This is a genomic window from Pseudomonas sp. GM60 (assembly GCF_000282415.1).
Taxonomy (GTDB): Bacteria; Pseudomonadota; Gammaproteobacteria; order Pseudomonadales; family Pseudomonadaceae; genus Aquipseudomonas; species Aquipseudomonas migulae.
The window spans coordinates 1-4,502 of sequence record NZ_AKJI01000114.1; the positions used below are offsets into that span (position 1 = coordinate 1).

Genomic DNA, 4,502 nt, shown 5'->3' on the forward strand with positions numbered 1-4,502 from the left:
CAAGCCGGCTCCTACAGTTTGGTGTCGTGTGAAAGGTCACGGACACCCACGATTCCTGTAGGAGCCGGCTTGCTGGCGATGGGGCCCTAAAGCCTTGCGCAGCGCATCAAGCCGGTTCCGTTTTACAGGTTATCCGCGTCGATCACAGCCTTGGCAAAGGCTTGCGGATCTTCCTGCGGCAAGTTGTGGCCGATGCCGCCGCTGATGAGGCGGTATTCGTATTTGCCAGTAAAACGCTTGGCGTAATCCTCGGCGGCCGGATGCGGCGCGCCGTTGGCATCGCCTTCCATGGTGATGGTCGGCACCGTAATCACCGGGGCCTTGGCCAGTTGCTGTTCCAGCGCTTCATACTGGGGTTCGCCCTGCACCATGCCCAACCGCCAGCGATAGTTGAAAATCGTGATAGCGACGTGATCCGGGTTGTCCAGGGCCGCCGCGCTGCGGTCGAACGTTGCGTCGTCGAAGCGCCATTTTGGCGATGCCAGCTCCCAGATCAACTTGGCGAAGTCGTGACGATTCTTTTCGTAGCCGGCCTGCCCGCGCTCGGTTGCAAAATAGAACTGGTACCACCATTGCAACTCGGCCTTGGGCGGCAACGGGTTCTTGCCCGCAGCCTGATTGCCGATCAGATAACCGCTGACGGCGACCAGCGCCTCGACCCGCTCCGGCCAAAGTGCGGCAACGATGTCCGCCGAGCGCGCGCCCCAGTCGTAGCCACCCAGCACCGCTTTCTTGATCTTCAGTGCATCCATGAAGTCGATGACATCACTGGCCAACGCCGCAGGCTGGCCGTTGCGAACAGTCTTGTCGGACAGGAAATGCGTGTCACCGTAGCCCCGTGCGTATGGGATCAACACCCGGTAACCCTTGGCCGCCAACAACGGCGCCACTTCGCTGTAGCTGTGAATGTCGTACGGCCAGCCGTGCAGAAGAATCACCACCGGCCCATCGGCGGGGCCGACTTCGGCGTACGCCACACTCAGCAACCCGGCATTGACATGCTTGAGCGGGCCGAACGTGTCCGCCTTGAGGGTCGCAGCACTCGCCACCACGGGCTCGGCAGTCGCGGCTTGCGCATTGGCAGACCCGAGAGCACCGAGCTGCATCAGCGCGAACGCGAGGACCGAGGGGCCAAGGAAACGGCGACGACGCGAGGCCGAGGTACTGCTCAACACATTGATCTTCATGGTGATATCCCTGCAAGTCATTGATCGGGTGTTTGGACGACATGAATCAGCCATCGCGGGGCGCTGAGCAAACAGTGCGTTGCTCGACATCGACTGCGATGAGCGTAGTGGAAAGATCAGCCGCCCTGATTCGCGCAGTCTGCAAACTTGCTGTACCCGGCGACTTTCTGCGCGCCATTGGAGTCGAGGTAGGTCAGGCGGGCATCGACAATGCCGCAGGTGCCGCCGCCGTTGTCGACGATGGATACGACTTTCTTGATATCCAGGTGCGTGCCGTACGCAGTGGTTTGTGCCGGTACTTGAACATCGGCATGGGCCGAAAATGCGGCAACGTTCAGGACGGCAAAGAAGCTGGCGGCAATCAGTTTGTTCCAGTTCATGATGAATTCCTCAGGGTTGCAATGGGCAATGGTTGCGAGGCAAACCGTGTTGTCTCGATGGAGCCCATTTAATCGACCCGAGGTATCTGCCATGTGTCTTAGAACCCGCGGAATTAAGGCGTAAGGTGTCAAACAGGGCAGCGGATACACTGTGATACAAAGCCTGTGGGCAGGTGCACCGTGGCTGCCTAGAATGCGCAACGTGCGAATAACAAGAGGGTTGAGCAATGGAACATGTAAACCACATCCTGATCGTCGACGACGACCGGGAGATTCGCGAGCTGGTCGGCAATTACCTGAAGAAGAACGGCCTGCGCACCACGGTGGTTGCTGACGGCCGGCAGATGCGCAGTTTTCTGGAAGCCAATCAGGTGGACCTGATCGTGCTGGACATCATGATGCCCGGCGATGACGGCCTCGTGCTGTGCCGCGAGTTGCGCTCGGGTAAACATAAAGCGACGCCGATCCTGATGCTCACCGCACGCAACGACGAAACCGATCGCATCCTCGGCCTGGAAATGGGCGCCGACGACTACCTGACCAAACCCTTCGCCGCCCGCGAGTTGCTGGCGCGGATCAACGCCGTATTGCGCCGTACGCGAATGCTGCCACCCAACCTGCTGATCACCGAAAGTGGCCGACTATTGGGTTTCGGCCGCTGGCGCCTCGACACGACTGCCCGCCATTTACTCGACGAAGACAACACGATGGTGGCCCTCAGTGGTGCCGAGTACCGCTTGTTGCGCGTATTCCTCGATCACCCGCAACGGGTACTCAGCCGCGACCAGTTGCTCAACCTGACCCAGGGACGCGATGCCGACCTGTTCGATCGCTCAATCGATTTGCTGGTGAGCCGTTTGCGCCAACGCTTGATGGATGACTCGCGCGAGTCGACCTACATCAAGACCGTGCGCAGCGAAGGCTATGTGTTCTCCTACCCGGTGGAAATGCTCGGCGCAGAATCATGAAGCGTGCCTGGCGCTGAACACGACCGCCCTTCACATCCGAAGGGTTTTGTATCCGTCTGTATAAAAACCCGCGACAGATACGCAGACAGCGATTTCGCCGGGTTCGAGCACACATCACCGATACACCCGGGCGTTTAACTGTGATCACCGGATAGCAGCAGCTACCGACCCACTCAAACTAAACGCACGGAGAATCACCATGATCAATTTCTCGAAAGTTTCTTCCCTGGCACTCGGTCTGGCACTGGTCGGTGGTCTCGGCCTGTCGAATCTGGCCTCGGCCAGCACCGTGAGCGCGCTGTCCCCCGGCCAGATCCAGCAACTGCTGGTAGAAGGTGGCTCGGATCGGCTGCAACAGAACCGCGTGGCTGAAGGTGGCGCCGATCGTTTGCAAGAGCTGCGCGAACGTGTCGCTGAGGGTGGCGCCGATCGCCTGCAAGAGCTGCGTGAACGTGTCGCTGAAGGCGGTGCCGATCGCCTGCAGGAACTGCGTGAACGTGTCGCCCTGATCAGCCCGGACAACGCCGTACGCGGCGGCGTGATCGTGGCGGAAAACCGCGCAGAGTTCGGTTCGAAATATCAGCGGTATTGATCGCGATCTACATCGCAACAAAGATCCCCTGTGGGAGTGATACCCATAAATCCTCAGGTCTGACGCAAAAGCCCGCTCAATTGCGCGGGACAGTGACTGCACGCTCGTACTAAGCTTTGCGCCACATTCGATCAAGGACGATTCATGAAGCGTATCGCCGTTTGCCTGCTGTCTCTTTTGACGTTCACTGCGGTCGCGGCAGACCTGAACATGCTGACTGACAACCACCCGCCCCTGCATTTCCAGCAGGGTAATCAACTGGTGGGGTTTGGCGTGGATGTGGTGCAGGCACTGGCCGACATGGCTGGCGACCAGGTGCACTTTCAGCAAGTCCCGCTACTGCGCGCCTTGCACGTGGCCAGCACCGAGCCCGCCACGGGGGTGTTCACCGTGTTGCGCACTGCCGAGCGTGATGGCCAGTATCAGTGGGTCGGTCCGCTGATGGAGGTGGAAACCGCTCTGTATTCCACTGAAAGCACCCGGCAACCGGTGCGCAGTCTGCTGGAGGCCGGTCATCAGGGCCGCATTGCCGTTCCGCGAAAATGGCTGGTCTACAGCTACTTGCAGAAGCAGGATGTGAACAATCTGTACGGCGTGGAAACCCCCGAACAAATGATGCGCCTGGCCCGCCTGGGTCGCGCGGAGTTCGTGGTGGCCGACACCCTTTCCGTCGCTACCATGGCCCGTGAAGAAGGAGTGCCACCCGAGCAGTTGCACTATCAGATACCGCTGATGAAGGAAGCCACGTATATCGCTTTTTCGCCGTTGACCGACCCGCGTCAGATTGCGCGCTGGCAACAGGCGCTGGACACGATGCGCCACGACGGACGCCTGGAACAGCTCAAGCAGCGCTGGCTGGCAGACCGCACACCACGCTGACGGCGTGGATCAACGTTCTCGATAAAGACTATGCGTGAGGGTGTTTTTTCATCGTGATGCTCCAGGGCTACTGTGGGCCCATCTTCTTCCCACAGTTCTGGAGCTACATCATGAAAAGCATTATTGGTCTTGGTTTCGTCCTTTCGGTTCTTGGTGCTACATCGGCCATCGCTGCCCCGCATGCTACGTTGCCAGTGGTGGCGGCGGCGAAGGTCAGTCAGCCGGCTACGTTGAATGTGAATACGGTTGGTGTTGATCGTAAAGACACTCAAGCGAGTACGTTGTATGTCGCTGAAAACCGTCCTGAGTTTGGGTCCAAGTATCAGCGTTATTGATTGGCTGGTTTGTGCGGCTTTGAATAGGAAACCCCGGGAGGATTTAGTCTTTTCGGGGTTTCTTTGTTTGGGTGTATATCCGTTTTTTTTGTGATGGCTGATATTGGTTTCGCCCTTACGGCGAGTCACTTGGAGAAGCGCCAAGTAACCAAGCGCTCTTG

General features: G+C 58.8%; 6 protein-coding genes. 4 read left to right on the forward strand and 2 right to left on the reverse strand.

From position 1 onward, the window contains the following. Positions 1–122: 122 nt before the first annotated feature. A complete protein-coding gene (locus tag PMI32_RS04550; protein WP_008033590.1) occupies positions 123–1,187 on the reverse strand; it encodes an alpha/beta fold hydrolase in 1,065 nt (354 codons plus the stop codon). Positions 1,188–1,303: 116 nt separating this feature from the next. Continuing rightward, on the reverse strand, positions 1,304–1,567 hold the full coding sequence (locus PMI32_RS04545; RefSeq protein WP_008033592.1) for a DUF2790 domain-containing protein: 264 nt from the start codon (positions 1,565–1,567) through the stop codon (positions 1,304–1,306). Between the two features lie 227 nt (positions 1,568–1,794). On the opposite strand from PMI32_RS04545, the gene PMI32_RS04540 reads away from it, so the two are divergent. The 4 genes from PMI32_RS04540 (at position 1,795) to PMI32_RS0129175 (ending at position 4,341) form a co-directional block, all read left to right on the forward strand. Further along, complete coding sequence (locus tag PMI32_RS04540) at positions 1,795–2,535, forward strand: response regulator (protein WP_008033593.1); 741 nt, start codon at positions 1,795–1,797, stop codon at positions 2,533–2,535. 199 nt (positions 2,536–2,734) lie between these two features. Beyond that, a complete protein-coding gene (locus tag PMI32_RS04535; RefSeq protein WP_008033598.1) occupies positions 2,735–3,127 on the forward strand; it encodes a hypothetical protein in 393 nt (130 codons plus the stop codon). Between the two features lie 144 nt (positions 3,128–3,271). After that, positions 3,272–4,006 carry a substrate-binding periplasmic protein gene (locus PMI32_RS04530; RefSeq protein ID WP_008033600.1) on the forward strand — a complete coding sequence of 245 codons (735 nt, stop codon included), beginning with the start codon at positions 3,272–3,274 and terminating at the stop codon, positions 4,004–4,006. Between the two features lie 110 nt (positions 4,007–4,116). Then, positions 4,117–4,341 (forward strand): hypothetical protein, encoded by a 225-nt coding sequence (locus tag PMI32_RS0129175; protein ID WP_032829103.1) that lies wholly within the window; start codon positions 4,117–4,119, stop codon positions 4,339–4,341. Positions 4,342–4,502: the final 161 nt, after the last annotated feature.